The sequence below is a fragment of the Enemella evansiae genome, assembly GCF_002250705.1.
Taxonomy (GTDB): Bacteria; Actinomycetota; Actinomycetes; order Propionibacteriales; family Propionibacteriaceae; genus Enemella; species Enemella evansiae.
This window is the reverse complement of record NZ_NMVP01000005.1, coordinates 49,253-70,285: the sequence shown is the minus strand read 5'-3', so window position 1 is coordinate 70,285 and position 21,033 is coordinate 49,253. Positions and strand designations below refer to the sequence as shown.

20 protein-coding genes are annotated in these 21,033 nt (G+C 69.0%); 12 read left to right on the top strand and 8 right to left on the bottom strand.

The window, feature by feature from the left end; genetic code table 11:
• Nucleotides 1–15: 15 nt before the first annotated feature.
• Nucleotides 16–387 (bottom strand): DUF4186 domain-containing protein, encoded by a 372-nt coding sequence (locus BI335_RS06000; RefSeq protein WP_094428107.1) that lies wholly within the window; start codon nucleotides 385–387, stop codon nucleotides 16–18.
• A 58-nt stretch (nucleotides 388–445) separates the two neighbouring features.
• Here BI335_RS06000 and BI335_RS05995 point away from each other — a divergent pair, with 58 nt between their 5' ends.
• From BI335_RS05995 to BI335_RS05985, 3 genes are read left to right on the top strand one after another with little or no spacing between them, the layout of a single operon-like run.
• Entirely contained in the window at nucleotides 446–916 is a 471-nt protein-coding gene (locus BI335_RS05995; RefSeq protein ID WP_172421762.1) for a methyltransferase family protein, read from the top strand.
• A complete protein-coding gene (locus BI335_RS05990; protein ID WP_094429915.1) occupies nucleotides 916–1,479 on the top strand; it encodes an AAA family ATPase in 564 nt (187 codons plus the stop codon). The genes BI335_RS05995 and BI335_RS05990 overlap by 1 nt, the downstream gene beginning before the upstream one ends.
• Nucleotides 1,476–2,222: a DUF429 domain-containing protein gene (locus BI335_RS05985; protein WP_094429914.1), complete on the top strand. Its 747-nt coding sequence runs from the start codon at nucleotides 1,476–1,478 to the stop codon at nucleotides 2,220–2,222. The genes BI335_RS05990 and BI335_RS05985 overlap by 4 nt, the downstream gene beginning before the upstream one ends.
• A 13-nt stretch (nucleotides 2,223–2,235) precedes the next feature.
• Here the strand turns inward: BI335_RS05985 and BI335_RS05980 are convergent, their stop codons facing one another.
• Entirely contained in the window at nucleotides 2,236–2,637 is a 402-nt protein-coding gene (locus BI335_RS05980; protein WP_094356099.1) for a DUF3224 domain-containing protein, read from the bottom strand.
• Nucleotides 2,638–2,685: 48 nt separating this feature from the next.
• Between BI335_RS05980 and BI335_RS05975 the strand changes: the two genes are divergently transcribed.
• Nucleotides 2,686–3,030, top strand: coding sequence for an iron chaperone (locus tag BI335_RS05975; protein ID WP_094429913.1), 345 nt, complete (start codon nucleotides 2,686–2,688; stop codon nucleotides 3,028–3,030).
• Between the two features lie 10 nt (nucleotides 3,031–3,040).
• On the opposite strand, the gene BI335_RS05970 is transcribed toward BI335_RS05975, so the two are convergent.
• Nucleotides 3,041–3,862 (bottom strand): HAD-IIA family hydrolase, encoded by an 822-nt coding sequence (locus BI335_RS05970; RefSeq protein WP_094356101.1) that lies wholly within the window; start codon nucleotides 3,860–3,862, stop codon nucleotides 3,041–3,043.
• A gap of 9 nt (nucleotides 3,863–3,871) precedes the next feature.
• On the bottom strand, nucleotides 3,872–5,212 hold the full coding sequence (locus tag BI335_RS05965) for an MFS transporter (RefSeq protein WP_172421761.1): 1,341 nt from the start codon (nucleotides 5,210–5,212) through the stop codon (nucleotides 3,872–3,874).
• A 64-nt stretch (nucleotides 5,213–5,276) separates the two neighbouring features.
• Here BI335_RS05965 and BI335_RS05960 point away from each other — a divergent pair, with 64 nt between their 5' ends.
• Genes BI335_RS05960 through BI335_RS05950 form a run of 3 tightly spaced genes read left to right on the top strand, consistent with a single transcriptional unit; the run spans nucleotide 5,277 to nucleotide 7,719 of the window.
• Nucleotides 5,277–5,855: a TetR/AcrR family transcriptional regulator gene (locus tag BI335_RS05960; protein WP_094356103.1), complete on the top strand. Its 579-nt coding sequence runs from the start codon at nucleotides 5,277–5,279 to the stop codon at nucleotides 5,853–5,855.
• Nucleotides 5,852–7,135, top strand: a complete 1,284-nt coding sequence (locus tag BI335_RS05955; RefSeq protein ID WP_094429911.1) for a low temperature requirement protein A — start codon at nucleotides 5,852–5,854, stop codon at nucleotides 7,133–7,135. The genes BI335_RS05960 and BI335_RS05955 overlap by 4 nt, the downstream gene beginning before the upstream one ends.
• Before the next feature lie 2 nt (nucleotides 7,136–7,137).
• The gene (locus BI335_RS05950) at nucleotides 7,138–7,719 is read left to right on the top strand and encodes a GNAT family N-acetyltransferase (RefSeq protein ID WP_094356105.1); all 582 of its coding nucleotides are present in this window, start codon (nucleotides 7,138–7,140) and stop codon (nucleotides 7,717–7,719) included.
• A 4-nt stretch (nucleotides 7,720–7,723) separates the two neighbouring features.
• Here BI335_RS05950 and BI335_RS05945 read toward each other — a convergent pair whose 3' ends face one another.
• The 3 genes from BI335_RS05945 to BI335_RS21335 form a co-directional block, all read right to left on the bottom strand.
• A complete protein-coding gene (locus BI335_RS05945) occupies nucleotides 7,724–8,344 on the bottom strand; it encodes a type 1 glutamine amidotransferase (protein WP_172421759.1) in 621 nt (206 codons plus the stop codon).
• 201 nt (nucleotides 8,345–8,545) lie between these two features.
• Nucleotides 8,546–10,759, bottom strand: coding sequence for an NADP-dependent isocitrate dehydrogenase (locus BI335_RS05940; RefSeq protein ID WP_094428126.1), 2,214 nt, complete (start codon nucleotides 10,757–10,759; stop codon nucleotides 8,546–8,548).
• Between the two features lie 171 nt (nucleotides 10,760–10,930).
• Entirely contained in the window at nucleotides 10,931–12,064 is a 1,134-nt protein-coding gene (locus tag BI335_RS21335; protein ID WP_166646883.1) for a hypothetical protein, read from the bottom strand.
• A gap of 192 nt (nucleotides 12,065–12,256) precedes the next feature.
• On the opposite strand from BI335_RS21335, the gene BI335_RS05925 reads away from it, so the two are divergent.
• The 3 genes from BI335_RS05925 to BI335_RS05915 all read left to right on the top strand — a co-directional run bounded on the left by BI335_RS05925 (nucleotide 12,257) and on the right by BI335_RS05915 (nucleotide 15,300).
• Nucleotides 12,257–12,826 carry an NADPH-dependent FMN reductase gene (locus tag BI335_RS05925; protein WP_208109385.1) on the top strand — a complete coding sequence of 190 codons (570 nt, stop codon included), beginning with the start codon at nucleotides 12,257–12,259 and terminating at the stop codon, nucleotides 12,824–12,826.
• Between the two features lie 88 nt (nucleotides 12,827–12,914).
• Nucleotides 12,915–14,252, top strand: a complete 1,338-nt coding sequence (locus tag BI335_RS05920; RefSeq protein ID WP_208109384.1) for an MFS transporter — start codon at nucleotides 12,915–12,917, stop codon at nucleotides 14,250–14,252.
• 136 nt (nucleotides 14,253–14,388) lie between these two features.
• Entirely contained in the window at nucleotides 14,389–15,300 is a 912-nt protein-coding gene (locus BI335_RS05915) for a type IV toxin-antitoxin system AbiEi family antitoxin domain-containing protein (RefSeq protein ID WP_094429908.1), read from the top strand.
• Nucleotides 15,301–15,519: 219 nt separating this feature from the next.
• Here BI335_RS05915 and BI335_RS05910 read toward each other — a convergent pair whose 3' ends face one another.
• Nucleotides 15,520–16,512 carry an LLM class F420-dependent oxidoreductase gene (locus BI335_RS05910; protein WP_094429907.1) on the bottom strand — a complete coding sequence of 331 codons (993 nt, stop codon included), beginning with the start codon at nucleotides 16,510–16,512 and terminating at the stop codon, nucleotides 15,520–15,522.
• Nucleotides 16,513–16,569: 57 nt separating this feature from the next.
• On the opposite strand from BI335_RS05910, the gene pepN reads away from it, so the two are divergent.
• Nucleotides 16,570–19,065, top strand: a complete 2,496-nt coding sequence (gene pepN / locus BI335_RS05905) for an aminopeptidase N (RefSeq protein WP_094429906.1) — start codon at nucleotides 16,570–16,572, stop codon at nucleotides 19,063–19,065.
• A gap of 247 nt (nucleotides 19,066–19,312) precedes the next feature.
• On the top strand, nucleotides 19,313–20,923 hold the full coding sequence (locus BI335_RS05900; protein WP_094429942.1) for a peptide ABC transporter substrate-binding protein: 1,611 nt from the start codon (nucleotides 19,313–19,315) through the stop codon (nucleotides 20,921–20,923).
• The last annotated feature ends 110 nt before the right edge of the window (nucleotides 20,924–21,033 follow it).

Here is a 21,033-nt window from a genome sequence, read left to right as displayed (position 1 = left end):
TTAAGTCGCCGCCCCTCACTGCGGCGGCCGGCCGGGTGCATACTGCCCGGCGATCCATCGGCAGATGGCCTCCACCACATAGTCCTGCTCGGCCGCATCCAGCGGTCGGCCCGCGGGAATCCCGTGCCAACGGGACAGACAGGTGCGGCAGCAGGTGGCGGTCGCGTGCTGGGCGACGAAGACCGGGTGGCCACGGTAGGGCGTCTGCCGGCCGTCGTTGCGGGGTTCGGCCGGGGCCAACCGGTCGGCGATCAACTGGTGCGCGTGCTTGCGCACCGTGTCGATGCCGCGCAGTTCGACCACCGCCCGATCCCGGCCGCGCAGCGCGAAACGGGCACGGAAATGATGCCGCCCGATCCGTTCCAGGCGCGCGTCCAACTCGTCCATGGACCCAGCATCTCAAGCAGGGGCGACAGCCGGCCCATCCTTTGGCAGGATCGCGTCCATGCAGCAGGATCAGCCGAGGGTTCCGCCGCCGGTCTTCGCCGCGGCTGCGGCGGCCCTGCAGACGCTGCTGGCACGCGGATCGCAGGGTACGCGGGGCTCCCGGATCGTCGCCGGATTGCTCACCGGTGCCTCGGCAGGCCTGATGGGCGCCTCGGTGCTGAGCTTCCGGCGGGCGGACACCACGCTGAATCCGCACGAGCCCGATCAGGCCACCACGCTGGTGCAGACCGGGGTCTTCGCACTGACTCGGAATCCGATCTATCTCGGGATGGGCGGCCTGCTGCTCGCGCACGCCGTCGGCCGCCGGTCCTGGGCGGCGGGCGTACCCCTCGCCGGGTTCCTGCTGGTCATCGACCGCATCCAGATCCCCGCCGAGGAGCGCGCCCTCGGGCAGAAGTTCGGCTCCGAGTTCGAGGGGTACGCCCGGCGTGTGCCCCGGTGGCTGCCGTCGCTCGGGAAGGCCAACTGATGCAGCGGATCTCGGTGGTCGGCACCTCCGGTTCGGGCAAGTCGACCGTCTCCCGGCGGCTCGCGGACGCCCTCGGCATACCGCACGTCGAACTCGACGCGTTGCACTGGGGCCCGGACTGGGCGGCCGCCACGGCCGAGGACCTGCAGCAGCTGGTCACCGAGGCCACTCGCGGTGACGGCTGGGTCGTGGACGGCAACTACGAGAGCAAGCTCGGCAGGCTGGTCTGGGACCGCACCGACACCGTCGTCTGGGTCGACCCGCCCCGCTGGCTGGTGATGTGGCGATCCCTCACGCGAGTGCTGGGCCGGATCCTCACCCGGGAGGAACTGTGGGGCAGCAACCGGGAGAGCTGGCGCGCGCTGATGTTCTGGCGTGGTGAGGAATCCATCCTGTGGTGGGCCTGGACGACCTACCCGCAGAACCGGCGCCGCTACCTCGCCGCGATGGACGACCCGGCGAACGCGCACCTGACCTTCCACCGACTGCGGACGACCGCGGAGGTGGAACGCTTCCTGGCCGGTGTCGACCGCGACACCACCGGGCGGTGGTCCGAGCGGTGAGCGGAGCCGTGTTCGTCGGCGTGGATCTGGCGGCCGATCCGGTGCGCACCGGATTGGCGGCCCTGCGTGAGTCCGCCGCCGGGGTGGTCGTCGAGCGGGTGGTGGTCGGGGTCGAGGATGACGGGATCATCGACGCGGTCGCTGATGCCGACCGGGTCGGGGTGGACGTGCCGATCGGCTGGCCGGATTCCTTTGTGGAGTTGGTACGCCGCCACGCGGCCGGTGAGTTGGCGGCACCCGAATCCACCGGCCCGGACTGGCGGCGTGAGCACGAGCTGCGCGCGACGGACCGGTGGGTGCACGAGCAGTTCGGGCTGACACCGTTGAGCGTGGCCGCCGACCGGATCGCCCACCCGGCCCTGCGCTGGGCCGGGATCGAGGCGCGGTTGCGTGAGCACGGATCGGACCTGACCCGCGACGGCACCGGACGGGTCATCGAGGCATACCCGGCGGGCGCCCTCGCCAGCTGGGGACTGGCTCATCGTGGCTACAAGGCCGCCAATAGCCTGGCCCGGCGTACCGAACTCGTCGGCGCCCTGACCGAGCTGCTGCCCTGGTTGGACTGGAACGGTCACCGGGAACCATGCGTGGCCGATGACAACGCGCTGGATGCCGTGCTCGCCGCCCTGATCGCCCGCGAGGTGGCTCGCGACAACTATCACCGGGCGCCGGAATCCCTGCAGGACAAGGCATCCCGCGAAGGGTGGATCTGCATTCCGGTCGGTGTGCCGTCCGCCCGTTGACCGCTGGATCGGCTCAACCGCGATACCGCAGTCGCACGTGATGCTGACCCTGCTGATCGACCTCGAGCTCGACGACCCCGGTGATCCCGGACAGCTCGGCGGTGCCGGAGCCCGGCACGATCTCGTATCGCAGCTCGCTGTTGCCGTCGGACATCTTGCCGAACTGTTGGAACGCGATGGATCCCTCGCGACCGTCGATGCTGCCCTCGAAGATCTCCAGGCAGACGTATCCCGCCTCACCGGCTCCGGGATCACCACCGGAGATCATCACCCCGCGGCCGGTGCCGACCATCCCACCGGTCCAGGTCTTGGTGAAATCGAGGCGCCCGGTGGTGGTCAGCAGCGGATCACCGGGAGTCATCTCGATGTCGAACTCGGCCGTGGCCTCGCGCTCGGTGTCTGGATCCTCGGCCATTGCTCGCTCCCTGCAGGTCGACGCTTCTCCTCACCGTAGGATGCCGCCATGGCCGAGAACAAGCCCCAGACGGTCGACGAATACGTCGAATCGGTGCCGGCGGCGTCCCGGGAGCATTTCGACGAGCTGCGGCGACTGGCCCGGGAGTCCCTACCGGCCGCGACCGAGGTGCTCAGCTACGGGATCCTCGGTTACCAGGTGCCGGGTCGCAAGGGCCGGGCGTACATCTCCGGCTGGCGGGGCCACGTCGCGATCTACCCGATTCCCGGTGATGACGAGTTGGCCGCCGAACTGGCGCCTTTTCAAAGGGGCAAGGGAACGCTCTGGTTCACGCTGACCGAACCGCTGCCGGCCGAACTGATCCGGCGGACGCTGCGCGCACTCCTCGGCTGACTGGGTTCGCTCAGCCGGCGGAGGGGGTGCGCTCATGCACCACATCCACCACATCGGCGATCGAGTCGGCGACCCGGGTCGCGCGATAGGGGAACTTCTCGATGTCGGCGGGGGAGGTGGAACCGGTGAGCACCAGGATCGTCCGCAACCCGGCCTCCAGCCCGCTGACGATATCGGTGTCCATGCGATCGCCGATCATCACCGTGTGCTCGGAGTGCGCCTCGATCCGATTGAGCGCGGTGCGCATCATCAACGGGTTCGGCTTTCCCACGTAGTAAGGCTTTCGGCCGGTCGCCGCAGTGATCAGCGCGGCCACCGAACCGGTCGCCGGCAGCGTGCCCTCGGCCGACGGCCCGGACACGTCAGGGTTGGTCGCGATGAAGCGGGCACCGTTCTCGATCAACCGGATCGCCCGGGTGATCGCCTCGAAGGAGTAGGTCCGGGTCTCACCCAGCACCACGTAATCGGGGTCGCGTACCGACATCGTGTAACCGGCCTCGTAGAGCGCGGTCGTCAACCCCGCTTCGCCGATCACGTACGCCGTGCCGCCCGGCCGCTGCTCGGCCAGGAAGCTCGCGGTCGCCAGTGCCGAGGTCCAGATGTGGTCCTCCGGGACGTCGATCCCGCTGCCCAGCAACCGCGCCCGCAGATCCCGCGGGGTGTAGATCGAGTTGTTGGTGAGCACCTGGAACTTCAACCCGTTGCTCTGCAGCGCCTCGATGAACTCCGCCGCGCCACCGATCGCATGCTCCTCGCGCACCAGGACGCCGTCCATATCGGTCAGCCACGAATCGACGTGCGGCGCGTTCGCCGGAGGAGGTGTGATGGCCATGGGATGAGTCTAGGGCCCGATCGGCCGGCGGAGGAGAACCGACGACCCGCTCACCAGCACCAGTGCACCGGCCATCAGCAGAAACGGTGCGTCGGGATCACCGGACAGCACCCGCGCGATGTTCGCCGTCGCCAGCCCGAGCGCCCCGCCGAACTGCTTCGCGGTGTTCAACAACCCGGACGCCGCACCCGCCTCGTCGCTCGGGACCCCGGAGCTGATGACGGTGGCCAGCGGCGTGTTCAACAACCCACCCCCGGCGCCGACCACGAGCGAGGGCAGCACCAGCCCCACCCAGACTCCGCCCTCGGGTGCGTACGCCAACCACAGCACGCCGGCCGCGGCCAGCAGGGCGCCCGTTCCGATCAGCAACCGCGGACCGAAGCACCCCAGCAGTCGCGGCACCAGCAACAGATTGACCGCCAGTACTGCCCCGGTCAGCGGGAGGAACGCCAGCCCGGTCCGGATCGGCGAGTAACCCCGCCCGTCCTGCAGGCGGAAGGTGAGGAAGTACCAGATCCCCACCTGGAAACAGAATGCGGTCAACAGGGTTGCGAGCGTGGCGAGCGCGATGTTCGTTCGCCGCCACAACCGTTGCGGTATCAGCGGCACGTGGCTGCGGTGATCCAGCCGCCGCCAGACCGCACCGGCCGCCACCGCGATGAACAGAGCGCCACCCGTGCTCGCGCTGGGGCCATCCTCGGACAGCAGCGAGAGTCCCTGGACCAGGGCGCCCATCGCCACCAGGGATGCGAGCACCGTGCGCCAGTCGGGCCGCCCGTGAGTCGGGTGCTCCGTCGGCCGCCCCCTCACCAATCGGTACGCCCCAGCGGTCACCACGAGCCCGATAGGCAGGTTGATCAGCAGCACCGCACGCCAGGAGACGAGCTCGGTCAGCACCCCACTGAGGATGTTGCCGATGCCGCCACCCGCCACACCGACGGCGGTCCAGATCGCGATCGCGCGCGAGCGCTCCAGACCCTCGGCGAAGGTGACGGTGAGCAAGGTGAAGGTGGCCGGTGAGATCGCGGCCGCGGACAACCCCTGCCCGACCCGGGCGGCCACCAGCAGCCACCCGCTGGTCGCCAACCCGCCGATCACACTGGAGATGGTGAATCCGAGGACGCTGACCAGCAGCACCCGGGTCGCGCCGAAGGAATCCGCCAGCCGTGCGGCGGCCAGCAGGGCTCCGGCGAAGGCGATGCTGTAACCCATCGCGACCCAGGAGGTGCCGATCGGGCCGAGGCCCAGATCCCGCCGGATCGCCGGCAGCGCGACGTTCATCACCGAGACGTCGAGCACCACCACCAGCTGAGCCACCGAAGCCACCCACAACGTCAACCGCTCCGACACCACGCCTCCTTGATACGTGCGTATAACTGATACAAACGTATCAAGCTGATCAGGAGGCGTACCCATGGCCGCGGAGGACCGAACCAGCCAGATCCTGGACGCCGTCGAGGCGCTGCTCGGTGAGGGTGGCCTCGATGCCGTGACGATGCGCGCCGTGGCCGCGCGCGCCGGGGTCTCGCTGCGGCTGGTGCAGTACTACGGGAACAGCAAGGACGAACTCCTGCACGCCGCGCTGACCCGACTCTCCACCCGTGGCATCGCGCGCTGGCGAGCCGCCTCCGACGCCATCGACGATCCGACCCGGGCGCTGGAGAGTTTCCTGCTCGCGGCATTGCCGACCGACGAGGCGAGCAGTTCCCTGCATCGAGTGGGGGTCTCCCTCGAGCTGCTCGCCATCACCACCAACTCACCCGCCGCGGAGGCGTACCGGGCCCATCTCGCAGAGCTGGCCGGTCAGCTGACCGAACTCTGGCGGCGCACCGACCCGATACTCACCGAGGACGAGGCGGCCGGGCTGGCACGCGAATCGATGGCCCTGGTGCACGGCCTCGGCTCGCTGGTGCTCGCCGGTCACACGACCGCTGTATGTGCAGCAGAATCCCTCTCCGAATTCCTCGACCGATCGGCGAGAATGTCAAGATGAGCAACCAGGAGAGCACCTCCCCGGGCACCCTGCATCGCTTGCGGCCACTGGTCCCGCGTGACCCGAACGAGAAGGGCCGCAGTTCCTCACCGCTGGAGCTGCTGTTCGACCTCACCTTCGCCGCCGCCTTCTCCGTCGCTGGCACGCAGTTCGCCGAACTGCTCGCCAAGGGTGAACTCAGGCCGGCGCTGCTCGGGATGACCTTCGCCTGTTTCTGCATCGTCTGGGCCTGGATCAACTACTCCTGGTTCGCGAGCGCCTATGGCAACGACGACTGGGGTTCGCGCCTGATGGCGATGGCCGTGATGGTCGGCGTGGTGATCTTCGCGCTCGGTATCCCGCCGATGTTCAAGTCGGTGGAGGAGGGTGACCACCTCAACAACCGCACCATCGTGCTCGGTTATGTGGTGATGCGGCTGGCCCTGCTGGTCGGTTGGCTGCGGGCGCGCAGGAACGACCCCCAGCGGCGCTCGCAGATCAACGCCTACCTGACCAACCTGGTGATCGCGCAGGCCGGCTGGATCGTGGTCGCGCTGGTCCCGTTCAGCCTGCCGGTCGGCCTCGGGATCAGTGTGGTGCTGGTCGTTCTGGAACTCATCGGACCGGTCTTCGCCGAGCGCGGACGGGTGGGCACCCCCTGGCATCCCGAGCACATCGCCGAACGCTACGGGTTGCTGGCGATCGTCACCCTCGGCAAGGGCGTCATCGGCACGGTGGCCAGCCTGAGCGCGGTGGTCGGCAACGACAACTGGTCCTTCGAGGCCGTGCTGGTCGTGATCGCCGGTATCGGCCTCACCTTCGCCATGTGGTGGGTCTACTACGCGGCCAACTCGGCGACCATCCTGGAGCACTACCGGGAACGTGTGCTGAGCTTCGCCTATCTGCATTTCCCCGTCTTCATCAGCATCGCCGCGGTGGGCGCCGGCCTGCACGTCTCGTCCTACTGGATCACCAGAGAGGCGACCATCTCCGAGTTCCAGGTCGTCGGGGCGGTCGCGATTCCGGTGCTGCTCTTCGTGCTGTCGGTGAACGCCTTCTACTACGCGGTCTATCGCGGTGCGCACGGCGGCCACCAGGGGTTCCACGGAATGCTGGTGATCGCCACCTGTGCCGTGATCGCGGTCGCGATGCTGATGGCCAGCCGGGGTGTCTCGATCGGCTGGTGCCTGATCGTGGTGATGCTGGCGCCGTGGGTGTCGGTGGTCGGTTATGAGACAGTGGGCCACAGGCACATCGCCCGCGACGAGGCCACGTTGCTGGCCGCGAAGAAACAGGGGTGAGGATGGCGCTGCCACAGGAACTGCCGATACTGGAACGGCGCCCGGTCCGGCTGCGCCCCTGGCGTGACGACGATGTGCCCATCGTCCGCGAGGTGGCCGACGATCCGCTGATCCCGCTGATCACCACCGTCCCCACCAGTGGCCGCCACGACGACGCGATGGAGTGGATCGCCCGCCAGCACGAGCGGATGGTGACCGGTTACGGGTACGCCTTCGCGATCGCCGATCTGGAGACCGACGCCCCGGTCGGGCACATCATCCTGCGCACCCACGAGGTCCAGCACGGCCGAGCCGGGGTCGGCTACTGGATCGCGAAACGCTATCGCCGCAAGGGGTACGCCGCCGCGGCCCTCCGGCTGATCACCGACTGGGCCGACACGATCGATGAGATCGGTCGCGTCGAGTTGCACGTCGAACCGCAGAACGAGGGTTCCTGGCGCGCCGCGGAGGACGCCGGTTACCAGCGCGAGGGATTACTGCGGGCCTACCAGCGGATCGGGGCCGAGCGCTATTCGATGTGGGTCTATTCGCACGTCCCGGACCGGGACTGGGAGGTCGAGCAGGAAGAAGTGCCCGAGGACTGACCCCTCAGCGGGCCGTGCGGGTCGCGCCGAGCCGATCGGCGAAGCCGTACGCCACCGCGCGGGCCGCGGCGGACACCTCGGCGTCGACCGCGGTCAGCGCGGCCCGATCGCCGACGGCATCACCGCCGGTCAGTTCGGCCCAGCGGGCCACCTGCTCCGGTGACGCCTCGGGATGGAACTGCACGCCGACCGCGGAACCGGCGCGGAACACCTGGTGGGCGAAGCGGTCGGTGCGGGCCAGCTCGATCGCACCCGGGGGCAGCCTGGTGACCACGTCCCGGTGGGACATCGCGACCGGGCAGGATCCCTGGGTGGCAAGGGATCCGAGCATCGGGTCGGATCCGGCGGTGGGGGACCAGTGCAGCTCCTGGGGTCCCTCCTCGCGGCCGTCGGGATGGTCGACGGTGACGGCGCCGCCGAGCGCCTCGGCGAGGATCTGGTGCCCCAGGCAGATGCCCAGGGTCGGCGTACCGTTCTCGACCGCGGAGGTGACCAGTCGGCGTACACCGGGCAGCCAGGGGTGCTCGGCCTCGGCGTGGCAGTTCATCCGACCGCCCAGGATCAGCAGCCCGTCGGCGATCTGCGGGAGCTCCGCGTTCCACAGTGGTACCAGCTCGAGCTGCATCCCGGCTTCGCTGAGCCAGGGCTCGAAGCGGCCCAGCGGGACCTCGGGGATCGGGTTGCAGCACGGTGATCGTCGGCACGAGTCGGATGCTAGCGCCCCCAGCCCGTTCCGTTCCCTGGGCGAGCGGGGCATCTCGACACGCAACCCCGGCTCCGCTTCGCGGTGCCGGGGTTGCTGCTCGATGAGCGTCGGGGGTTGAGGTCAGCGCAGCTGGTCGATGATCTCGTTGAGGGTCTGCGAGGGCCGCATCACCGCGATCGTCTTGTCCTCATCGGGGCGGTAGTAGCCACCGATGTCGGCAGGCTTGCCCTGGACCCCGATCAGCTCCGCGTCGATGGCATCGGTCTGGGCGACCAGCTGCTCGGCGACCGGCTGGAACTTCTTCGCCAGCTCGGGATCCTCGGTCTGCTTGGCCAACTCCTCGGCCCAGTAGCGGGCCAGCCAGAAGTGGCTGCCGCGGTTGTCGATCTGGCCGAGCTTGCGGGCGGGGGACTTGTTCTCGTTCAGCAGCGTCTCGGTCGCCTTGTCCAGCGCATCGCCGAGCACCCGGGCGCCGGCGTTGTCGTAGGTGCCGGCCAGGTGCCGCAGGCTCTCGGCCAGCGCCAGGAACTCGCCGAGGGAATCCCAGCGCAGGTAGTCCTCGGCGATCAGCTGCTGCACGTGCTTGGGTGCCGAACCGCCGGCCCCGGTCTCGAACAGGCCACCGCCGGCCATCAGCGGCACCACCGACAGCATCTTGGCCGAGGTGCCGAGCTCCAGGATCGGGAACAGGTCGGTGTTGTAGTCACGCAGCACGTTGCCGGTCACCGAGATGGTGTCCTTGCCCTCGCGGATCCGCTCCACCGAGAAGCGGGCGGCATCGATCGGGGACATGATCTGGATGTCCAGACCGTCGGTGTCCAGTTCGGCCAGGTACTTCTTCACCAGGGTGATCAGGTTCTGGTCGTGGCTGCGGGTCTCGTCCAGCCAGAACACCGCCGGGGTCTCGGAGGCACGGGCCCGGTCGACGGCCAGCTTCACCCAGTCGCGGATCGGGGCGTCCTTGGTCTGGCAGGCGCGCCAGATGTCCCCGGCCTCGACCTGGTGCTCGGTGAGCACCTCACCGGTGGAGTTGACGATCTGTACGCGGCCGGCGGCCGGGATCTCGAAGGTCTTGTCGTGCGAGCCGTATTCCTCGGCCTTCTGGGCCATCAGCCCGACGTTGGGGACCGAGCCCATGGTGGTCGGGTCGTACGCCCCGTGCTTGCGGCAGTCGTCGATCACGGCCTGGTAGATGCCGGCGTAGGAGCTGTCCGGGATCACCGCCAGGGTGTCGGCCTGGTTGCCGTCCGGGCCCCACATCTGGCCCGAGGTGCGGATCATCGCCGGCATCGAGGCGTCCACGATCACATCGCTGGGCACGTGCAGGTTGGTGATCCCCTTGTCGGAGTTCACCATCGCCAGCCGTGGCCCGTCGGCGATCGCCTGATCGAAGGCGGCCCGGATCTCGGCACCGTTGGGCAGCTTCTCCAGGCCGGCGAAGATCGCGGCCAGACCGTCGTTGGGGCTGAGCCCGGCGGCGGCGAGATCGTCGCCGTACTTGGCGAAGACCTCGTCGAAGAAGATCTTGATCACGTGGCCGAAGATGATCGGGTCGGAGACCTTCATCATCGTCGCCTTCAGGTGCACCGAGAACAGCAGGTCCTGCTCCTTGGCGCGGCGGATCTGCTCGGCCAGGAACTCATCGAGTTCACCGGCGCTCAGGAAGGTGGCGTCGATGACCTCGCCCTCGAGCACCGGGATGCTCTCCTTGAGCACGGTGGTGCTGCCGTCGTTGGCCTCCAGCCGGATCTGCAGGGTGTCGGCGGCCGGGATGATCACCGAATCCTCGTTGTGCCGGAAGTCGTGATCGCTCATTGTGGCGACCTCGGTCTTCGACTCCGGGGTCCACGCACCCATCGAGTGCGGGTGCTTGCGGGCATAGTTCTTGACCGCCGCGGGGGCGCGGCGATCGGAGTTGCCCTCGCGCAGCACCGGGTTCACCGCAGAACCCTTGACCGCATCGTAGCGGGCCCGGATCTCCTTGTCTGCTTCGGATTGCGGCGATTCCGGGTAGTCCGGCAGGTCGAATCCCTGGGCCTTGAGCTCGGCGACCGCAGCCTTCAGCTGGGGGACCGAGGCGGAGATGTTGGGGAGCTTGATGATGTTCGCGTCCGGGGTCTTCGCCAGCTCGCCGAGCTCGGCCAGCGCGTCGGCGACCCGCTGATCGCTGGGCAGTCGGTCGGCGAATGCGGCCAGGATCCGGCCGGCCAGCGAGATGTCCCGGGCCTCCACCTCGACGCCTGCCGCGGCGGCGAACGCGTCCACGATCGGCTTGAACGAGAAGGTCGCCAGCATCGGCGCTTCATCGGTCAGGGTGTAGATGATTTTTGGCATCGGTGTGGTGTCTCCCTCGGCTGCCGATTACAGGTCTTGTCCACTGGGCAGCGTATCGGATCGACACCAGTCGGCCGGCCGGTCTTGGGGGTACGGGGCTTCGACTCGCTGCGCTCGCTCAGCCGCCGTGTGTGGGGGTGCTTGCACTCGCTCAACCGCCGTCGGGGAGGGTCAGCGGCCCTCGCCGTCGCAGCTCTGCCCGGTGCCCACCGGGCCACCGAACTCCCGGCCGCCGAAAATGTTGGTCTTCACGAACTCGTAGTAGGCGCGCTGCTTGGTGGTGGCGTACGGGTTGTCCGCGGCGCAACGGGCGACGTAGTAGCCGACCGCGTCGGCGAACCCCTCGGTCTGGTTGCTGCCGTAGTCGGTGACCGGCCCGTTGGCCGACCAGACGCGCTGATAGCGCTGCCAGTACGCCGGCTCCTCGCCACGGTCGGCGTTCAGCGAGTGGGCCATCTCGTGGATGATCAACCGGACCAACCGGCCCCGGTCGCCATCGGCGTACCCCTGCTTGAACTTGGTCAGGTCGAGGGTGACCACACCGGCGCGGGAGAGTCCGTAGTCACCCCAGGCCCAGGAGTTCGTGGAGCGCGAGTTGATCTCCAGGCTGCCGCCGTTGCCGGCCTTGACGCGGTTCAGATAGTCGGTGCAGTCGACCGAGTCCAGGGTCTCGGCGAACAGCTTGACCACCGGGCGGTAGCTGTTGTCGCGCCACTGCGGGCCGGTGAGGGTGAACCCCCACTGGCGTTCTGCCCGGTCGGCGATCGTCGCGGCGCTCATCGAATCGGTGATCGGCAGGTCGATCGAACACGGGTTGGGTATGCCTGCCACCTCCGGCTTCGGGGGCGGGGGCGGCGGGGGAGCCGGCTTGCTGGTCTGCGGGGGTGCGACCGGGGCCGGTGGCGCGGTGGTGGGCACCGGTGCCGGCGAGGGCGCGATCGGCAGCTCCGGGCGGACCAGGTCGCGATCCGGTCGCTCGGCGCGCTGCTCGGCCGGCGCGATCGGCAGTTCCGGGGCGACGCCCGGGACGACCGCGGGCGCCAGGTCGACCCGGGCGGCGACCGGAGCCGGGGTCTCGCTCAGCCGGCCGGCCATCAGGTCGGGGGTGACGGCGACCGCAGCCACCGCGATCATCGTCAGACTGGCGCTCAGCAGGCCGACGCGCAGCGCCCGGGGGCGCAGGCTGCCGGAGGCGGAGGCGGACCGAGCGGCGCGGGCCGGCTGGGCCTGGGCGCGGCGGGGTCGGCCGTCACCGGGGTCGGCTGCGGGAAGGGGGCCTGCCGCACGTCGGGCCGGTCGGGACACCAGTCACTCCTGAGAAACACCTGAGAGAAATCATTGCCACTGTAGAGGGTGCCGACAAGCGAGCGCCAGCGGGGCGGCCGTGAGGTTGCTCACCGGCGTTCACCGGGCCGGGCCGGTACGGAATACTGCGGCGGGGGCGTACGGTTGCCGACCCGGGAATCGAACGCTCAACCACCAAGGACGAGGAGACCCATGAACCTGAAGATCGCCATCATCATCGGCAGCACCCGGCCCGGCCGGCTGGGCGAATCCGTGGCCAACTGGGTGGCCGCGCAGGCCGCCAACCGGGCGGGTGCCGACTACGAGTTGGTCGACCTCGCCGACTTCAACCTCACCCTGCTCGCGGAGCCGACGGTGCCCGGTGCGGCGAACAAGCAGTACGAGAACCCGCAGACCCGGGAGTGGAGCAAGGTGGTCGACTCCTACGACGGCTATGTCTTCGTCACCCCGGAGTACAACCACGGCGTTCCGGCCGCGCTGAAGAACGCCTTCGATCTGCTCGGTTCGGAGTGGAGCGACAAGGCGCTCGGGTTGGTCGGCTACGGCGCCGCCGGCGGCGTACGCGCGATCGAGCAGTGGCGCGTGATCGCCGCCAACCTGCGGCTGATCGCGGTCCGCGACCAGGTGTCGCTGTCGCTGTTCAACGACTTCGGGCCGAACGGATTCGACCCCGATGCCCGGCACGCCGCGGACCTGGCCGGCGAGCTTGATCAACTCGAGCAGCTCTCCCGGGCGCTGCACACGGTACGAACCGGCGAATAATCGCCTCCGGGGCGCGATAGGTTGACCCCACCTGTCGCGCCCTGCCGGGCGAACGTCGCGCCCGCCCGGGCGGGAACGAGGAGCCACCGTGACCAGCACTCCGCAAGACACCACCAGCCTGACCCGCTCCGAGCGGCTGGACCGGTTGCCGTTCACCCGCGCACACGGCCGGCTGCTCGGCGGTTCCGGGATCGGCTGGGCGCTCGATGCGATGGATGTCGGGCTGATCTCGTTCGTGATGGCCGCCCTGGCCAAGGAATGGGGACTCGGCGCCACCACCCTCGGTTGGATCGGCTCCATCGGCTTCGTCGGGATGGCCGTCGGGGCCACCCTCGGCGGGCTGCTCGCCGACCGTTTCGGCCGGCGTCAGGTGTTCGCGCTGACCCTGCTGGTCTACGGGTTGGCGACCGGGGCGTCGGCGCTCGCCGGCTCGGTCGCGGTGCTGATCGCGCTGCGCTTCCTGGTCGGGCTCGGCCTCGGGGCGGAGCTGCCGGTCGCCTCCACCCTGGTCAGCGAGTACGCCCCCCGCCACATCCGCGGTCGGATCGTGGTGGCGCTGGAGGCGTTCTGGGCCGTCGGCTGGATCCTCGCGGCACTGCTCGGTTACCTCCTCATCCCGAATGTGCCGGACGGCTGGCGATGGGCGCTGGCCGTCGGTCTGGTCCCCACCGTGTACGCCGCAGTGGTGCGCTTCGGATTGCCGGAATCGGTGCGCTATCTGGAAAAGCGGGGACGGATCGACGAGGCCGAGCGGGCGGTCCGCACCTTCGAGGAGTCGGCCGGGGTGGCACCGGTGCCGTCACCGCCGGCGGCCGAGGAGCCCCCGGCGAACCCGATGTCGATCTGGTCCCCGCGGCTGCGGGGGCGTACCGCGGCGCTCTGGATCGTCTGGTTCTGCATCAACCTCAGCTACTACGGCGCGTTCATCTGGCTGCCGACGCTGCTGGTGAATCAGGGCTTCGGGCTGCTCAAATCCTTCGAGTACACGCTGATCATCACGCTGGCCCAGCTGCCCGGGTACGCCGCCGCGGCCTACCTGATCGAACGCTGGGGGAGGCGCCCGACGCTGGCCACCTTCCTGATCGGTTCGGCGGTCGCCGCGGGGCTGTTCGGCCTGGCTGGTACGCCGGCGACGCTGATCGCCACCGGGTGCGCGCTCTCCTTCTTCAACCTGGGCGCCTGGGGTGCGCTGTACGCGATCGGCCCCGAGCTCTATCCGACCGCGGTACGCGGCTCGGCGACCGGTGCCGCCGCCGGGTTCGGCCGGATCGCCTCGATCGTCGCCCCACTGCTGGTACCGGTGCTGGTCAAGGCCGCCGGTGGTTCCAACTGGCTGGTCTTCGCCACCTTCGCCGCCGCCTTCGCGATCGGCGCGCTCGCCGCTCTCACGATGCCCGAGCAGAAGGACCGTGCGCTCGCCGAGTGAGGGGTGCGAACCCGCGCGCATGAGCTGGTGATGAGGGCGTGCCCGGTCGGGCACGCGTGACGGCGGCTCGGATTTCTTGTGGATAACCGCTTCCGGGGAACCCCACGGGTGCGTCGGGTGCGCTGGACTGGGTTCCATGTTGATCCGCACCGCAGAGCTGCTCGACGAGGGCCTGTGCACCCATGAGATCCGGGCGCTCGTGCGGAAGGGGGAGCTGACCCGGGTACGCAATGGCGTCTACTGGCGTGCCGGGTTCGGTGAACCAGACGAACTGGACCGCTGCGCCGAACATCTCCGCCGGATCGAAGCGACGCTGCCGCGGGTGAGGCCCGGCGGGGTGCTGAGCCATCTCTCCGCCGCGATCGTCCATGAACTCCCGGTGCCGGAGCGCCGGCTCGGGCCGGTGCACATCACCCGCCCCGGACACGGTGGCAAGGTCCGCGCCGGGATGCACCTGCATCGCGCTCTGGTCCCCGCGGAACATCAGCGGCAGACCGAGTCAGGTGTGGTCACCTCGCTGGAGTGGACCGCCGCGGACCTGGCGCGCTCGCTGCCCGCGGTGCACGCCGTAGCCGCGCTCGATGTGGCGCTGGCCAAGGGAGCAGATCGGGATGAGATCCTGGCGATCCTGGCTCGTCCGCACCTGACCGGCAGCATCCAGGCGCGGCGGCTCGTCCGGTTCGCGAATCCCGCCAGCGAATCGGTCGGGGAGTCCCATTCCCGCTGGCTGATCCATGAGCTCGGACTCCCCGAACCCGAACTGCAGAAGGAGTTCTTCACCCCCGACGGGGAGTTCGTCGCCCGCTGTGACTTCTACTGGGAGCGGTACAACCTGGTCGGTGAATTCGACGGCCTGGTGAAGTATGGGCGCAAGCTGAAGCCCGGGCAGTCGGTGCAGGACGTCGTGCTGTTCGAGAAGCACCGCGAGGAGGCGATCCGGCGCCAGGGACCGTGGATGAGCCGGTGGATCTGGACGGACCTGGACGATCGGCAGGCGTTCGGGCGGCTGCTGACCCGGGCGTTCGAGCTGGCCGATCGGGCCGCGTGAACCGGCGTACCCGTCCGGGCACCCGAGAATGACACCGGGCACCCGATCCAGTCAGGCCGGATCGGGTGCCCGGTCGCACATTTGGGTGCCCGGTGCGAGCAGGGCTCATCTCGACACGGTGGCTCGGCTCATCCCGACACGCGGGCCCGGCTCCGCTTCGCTGCGCCGGGCCAGCTACTCGATGAGCGTGGGGGCGCCGGGCCGGCTGCTCGATGAGCGTCAGTCCTGGAGGGCGGGGATGACCTCGCGGGCGAAGAGCTCCATGCCGGAGGTGTCGTAGGCGGCCTCGGGGAAGTAGGTGATGGCGTAACCGAGGCCCTTGGCCTTGAGGCCCCGCAGGTTCTCCACGATCTGCTCCGGCGTACCGACCCCGGGCATCCCGTCGTAGGCACGCAACTGGCCGGCCAGCTGCTCCTCGCTCAGGTAGCCCTTGACCCGGTCGATGTAAGCGGCCCGCCGCTCGGCGACCTCGTCCTCGTCGCGGCCGATGAACACGTTGTAGTTCGCGGAGCGGGTGATCGCGTCGAAATCGGTGCCGACCTCGCGGCAATGCTCGGCCAGCACCTGCGACTTGTGCTCGAAGTCGTCCGGGGTGCCGGCGAAGTTGGTGTAGTCGGCGTACTTCGCGGCGATCTTCAGCGTCACCTTCTCACCGCCACCGGCGATCCACAGCGGGATCCGCGGCGACTGCACCGGCCGCGGTTCGACGATCGCACCGTCCACCTGGTAGTGCTTCCCATCTAGCGTCGCGGTCCCGGTTTCCCAGGCCTGCTTGAAGATCTGGACGCCCTCGTCGAGCATGCCGAGGCGTACGCCGGCCCGCGGGAAGCCGTAACCGTAGGCCTTCCACTCGTGCTCATACCAGCCACCGCCGATGCCCATCTCGACCCGGCCGCCGGAGATGTGGTCACAGGTGGCCGCGACCTTCGCCAGGTATGCCGGATTGCGATAACCCATGCAGGTGCACATCTGACCCAGCCGCACCCGATCGGTGACCGCACCCAACCCGGCCATCAGCGTCCACGCCTCGTGGGTGGCCTGATCGCTCGGCTGCGGGGTGGTGTGGAAGTGGTCGTAGACCCAGACGCTCTCCCAACCCGGTTCGGCATCGACCTGCTGGGCCAGCGACTTCATCACCGACCACTGGGAGTCCGGTTCGATGCCGACCAGGTCGAAGCGCCAGCCCTGCGGAATGAATACGCCGAATCTCATGGCACAACCGTAGTGACCCCGACCGGCCCGGCAGGGGCGGGGTATAGCGTGCCCACCATGCCGCCACTGACGCGCATCGAGGCCGAGGCCCGAGCCACGCTGCTGACCGTGCACCGGGCCAGCGTCGAGGTGGACCTGCGCGAACCCGGCGCCGACACCTTCACCAGCAGCACCCGGATCGACTTCGGCTGCGCCGAGCCCGGGGCGGGCAGCTTCGTCGACATCGCCCCGGAACGGCTGCTCCGGGCCACCCTCAACGGCACCGACCTGCCGCCGGAATCCCTGTCCGAGCAGCGATTGCAGCTGCCCGGGCTGCTGGCCGAGAACACCCTCGAGGTGGTCGGCGAGATGGCCTATTCCAACGACGGCGAGGGGCTGCATCGACATCTCGACCCCGCCGACGATCAGCCCTATCTCTATGCGATGAGCTTCCTGGACGCCGGCCCGCGCTGGTTCGCCAGCTTCGACCAGCCCGACCTGAAATGCCCCTATCTGATGCGGGTGCACACCCCACCGGACTGGACCGTGCTCGGCAACGGCCGCTTCACCGAGGCCGAACCGGGCGACTGGCGGCTCACCGAGGAGACCCCACCGCTGGCCTCCTATTTCGTCACCCTGGTCGCCGGGCCCTACGTCTCGGTGCACGCCGAGCACGACGGCATCCGGCTCGGTGTGCACACCCGGGCCTCGTTGGCCCCCGAGCTGGCCGCCGAGTCCGAGGACATCCTGCGGGTCACCGGGCAGGCCTTCGATGCCTACCACGAGCTTTTCCAACGACGGTACGCATTCGGCGACTACCACCAGGTGTTCGTGCCCGACTTCAACGCCGGTGCGATGGAGAACCCGGGTTGTGTGACCCTGCGCGACCAGTACCTGTTCCGAGGTTCGGTGACCGACGCGGAGCGGGGCCACCGGGCGGGCACCCTGGTGCACGAGCTGGCGCACCAGTGGTTCGGCGATCTGGTCACGATGAGCTGGTGGGACGACCTGTGGCTGAACGAGTCCTTCGCCGAGCTGATGGCGCACTGGGTGTGCAGCGACTTCACCGACTATCCGCTCTGGGTCGAGTTCGGCATCCAGCGCAAGGACTGGGGTGCGATCGCCGATCAGGGGCCGGCCAGTCACCCGGTCGCCGGCAACGGCGCCGCCGACGCCCAGCAGGCGCTGGCCCAGTTCGACGGCATCTCCTATGCCAAGGGCGCCGGGGTGCTCAAACAGCTGGTCGCCACGATCACCCCCGAGGTCTTCCTGGCCGGTCTGCGGGACTACTTCGACCGCTATGCGCACGGCAATGCCCGCTTCGCCGACCTGCTGGCGTGCTGGCAACGGGCCGGTGCCAGCGAACTGCCCGCGTGGGCGGACGCCTGGCTGAACACCAGCGGCATGGACCTGCTGCGGGCGGAGCAGCGCACCGGTCGCTCCGGTGTGCTGCACCGGCACGCCGGAGCGGCGGGGGAGCGTACCCACACCGTGCAGCTCGTCAGCCTGGCCGCGGACGCCGCCGAGCAGGGCCGGATCGAGGTGACCGCGACCAGCGAGGAGACCCCGCTCGAACTGCCGGACGGCTTCTGGGTACCGGACGCCGGCGACGAGACCTGGGCCCGGATCCGGCCATCCGCACCGGTCGAACAGTGGCCGCCGCTGGCCGCGGTGACCGACCCGATGCTGCGGGTGGTGCTCTGGAACAGCCTGCGGGACCAGGTGCGCGCGGCCGAGGTGGACCCGGCCGTGGCGCTGGACGTGGTGACCGGCCAGCTCGCCGACGAACCCGACGATGTGGTGGTCACCGCGATCCTGGCCTGGGCGCACGGCGTGCTCGCCGGGCCGTACGCAGCCCCGGCCGATCGGGCACCCCGGCTGCACCGGCTGGCCGAGCTGGCGCAGCGGCTGCTGGACGGCGCCGCACCCGGATCGGACCGCCAGCTCGTCGCCTGGCGCGGCCTGCTGCGCTGCACCGATGACGTCGCCCAGCTCGCGGCCTGGCTGGACGGCGCGCCGCCGCCACCGGGACTCGAGCTCGACGCGGAGCTGCGCTGGGCGGCGGTCTGGCGGCTGGCGACACTGGCGGCGGGGGAGCCGGCGCTGGACCGTGCGCGCGCGGCGATCGCCGAGGCGTACCGGTTGGATCGCTCGGCCTCGGGCCGGGTGCACCGCGCCCGGGCGCTGGCGAGCCTGCCCGATCCGGAGGCCAAGGAGGAGGCGTTCTGGCAGCTGATGCGCCCCTCGCAGCTCTCGGCCTATGAGTTGTACGCCACCGCGGAGGGCTTCTTCGCCCCCGAGCAGGCCGAGCTCACCGAACCGTATGTGCAGCGGTTCTTCGCCGGCATCAACTCCACCGCCGCCTTCCGGCGCGGCTGGTCGCTGTCCCGGCTCGCGCTGCAGGCCTTCCCGGCCTCGGCGAGCCGGCGTACCACCCTCGAACTGGCCGAGCAGACCCTGGCCACCGAGGACCTCGATCCCCGGTTGCGCCGGCCGCTGCTGGAGGCGACCGATCAGCTCCGTCGCGCGGTCACCTCGCTGGAGAAGTACGCACCGAGCGCCGCGACCCGCTGAGGCATCGACGATAGTTCGATCAGGTCGGTTGATGAGCGAGACGCGTTGCTTGTGAACACGAGCGCAACCGATTGGTCAACCTGCCTACTCGGAGGTCACAAAAGCGTTGCGCTTTGTGCAGTCGCTTGTTCAGACATGCTCGGATGCCATAGAAAAGTCCGCAAGTTCAGTGCCGAGCACGACATCCGTGCATGGCACGTCGCGGCGTCCGTATCGCGGGCGCCCCCCGATCTAGGAGGACATGTTCATGCGAGGACGCTCTCGCCTGATGGTCGCCGCAGCCTCGGCCAGCATTGTTGCGCTGGCCTTCAGTGCCTGCGGTGGCGGCGGCAACTCTGGTAGCACCAGCAACAACACCGGCGGCGAGATCTCGATGCGTGGTTGCACCCCGCAGAACCCGCTGATCCCGGCCAACACCAACGAGGTGTGCGGCGGCAACGTGCTCGACGCGGTGACCGCGAAGCTCGTGCGCTACAACGCCGACACCGCGAAGCCGGAGAACGACCTCGCCGAGTCGATCGAGACGACCGACAACCAGACCTTCACCGTGAAGCTGAAGCCGGACATGAAGTTCTCCGACGGCACCCCGGTGCTGGCCAAGAACTTCGTCGACGCCTGGAACTTCTCCGCCAGCGCCAAGCAGGGCTACGTGTCCGGCTACTTCATGGAGCCGATCGAGGGTTACGCCGACGTCGCCCCCGAGGAGGGCGACCCGAAGTCGGACAAGATGAGCGGCCTGAACGTCGTCGACGACCGGACCTTCACCATCAAGACCACCTCGCCGGTCTCCAACCTGCCGCAGCGACTCGGCTACACCGCCTTCGCCGCGCTGCCGGATTCCTTCTTCAAGGATCCCGAGGCCTACGGCAAGATGCCGGTCGGTTCGGGCCCCTACAAGGTGACCCAGAACAACGAGCAGGCGATCGTCCTGGAGAAGAACGCCGACTACAAGGGCATCGATCCCGGCAAGGTCGACAAGATCAACTACAAGATCTACAACGACGCCAACGCCGCCTACAACGACGTCGTCGCCAACAACCTGGACTTCACCGACATCATCCCGCCCGACCAGCTGGTGGGCGATGCCTGGAAGGCCACCCTGAACGGCCGCAACGGGCAGAAGGAGTCCGGCGTCATCCAGTCGCTGGCCTTCTCGCCGAACGATGAGCAGCTCAAGGACGTCCGCAAGCGCCAGGCGCTGTCCATGTCGCTGAACCGCGACCTGGTCACCAAGCAGATCTTCAACGGCTCCCGGGTGCCGGCCACCGGCTGGGTCTCCCCGGTCGTCGACGGCGCCAAGCCGGGTCAGTGCGGCGAGGCCTGCACCTACGACGAGGCCAAGGCCAAGCAGCTCTGGCAGGAGGCCGGCGGTTACAACGGCCCGATGACCCTGGCGGTGAACGGTGACGGTGGCCACAAGCAGTGGGCCGACGCGGCCTGCAACAACTGGCGCACCGTGCTCGGGATCGACTGCCGCGTGCAGATCACCCCGGACTTCAAGACGCTCCGCAACCAGATCAAGGCGGGCGAACTGAAGGGTCTGTTCCGCTCCGGCTGGCAGATGGACTACCCGTCGATCGAGAACTTCCTGACCCCGATCTACAAGACCGGTGCATCCTCGAACGACTTCAAGTACTCCAACCCGGAGTTCGACGCCAAGCTCGTCCAGGCCGATGCGGCCAAGTCCTCCGACGAGGCGAACAAGCTCTACCAGGAGGCCGAGGCGATGCTCGCCAAGGACCTGCCGACCGTCCCGAAGTGGTACGCCACCACGCCTTACGGCTACTCCACCAAGGTGGACAACGTGAAGGTGACCCCCTTCGGCACCCTGGACGTGTCGTCCATCACCCTGAAGTGATTCGCTCCTGACCGAGCCTCGGCCCGCCGGCCCTCCAGCCGGCGGGCCGAGGCCGCGTCCGGACGACCCCACTCACCCGCCCTGGCCGTCTGCAGTGATGCTGCGGCCGT